This window comes from Nocardioides antri, from assembly GCF_008373765.1.
GTDB lineage: Bacteria > Actinomycetota > Actinomycetes > Propionibacteriales > Nocardioidaceae > Nocardioides > Nocardioides antri.
Genome location: NZ_VUJW01000051.1, coordinates 1 through 329, shown reverse-complemented (window position 1 = coordinate 329; position 329 = coordinate 1). Strand labels below are relative to the sequence as shown.

Below are 329 nucleotides of genomic sequence, written 5' to 3'. Positions count from 1 at the left end.
CCCGAGACCCAAGCGGGCCGCCGACCCGGAGGCCGCGTGCGCCGGGACGCCCCACCTCGCGGGGGGCTCGGGCGGGCGGCGGGCGGCGTACGGCGCCGCGGCCCCCGGCCGGCGGCCGGACCCGCTGCCGGGTGAGGTCTACTGCCACTCCCTGACCGACCCGTCCATCCTGGGCGACGTCCCGGACGGCACCCACACGCTGACCTACTTCGGCCTGCACACGCCCGCCAGCCTCTTCGATGCGGACCCGGAGGGCACCAAGGAGGAGGCAGTACGCCGCGCGATCGCCTCCCTCGACGCCCACCTGGTCGAGCCGATCGAGACCTGCG

1 pseudogene is annotated in these 329 nt (G+C 77.2%); it reads left to right on the top strand.

What is annotated here, in order from left to right:
* A pseudogene (locus tag F0U47_RS21940) lies at positions 1-329 on the top strand (FAD-dependent oxidoreductase); the annotation flags it as partial.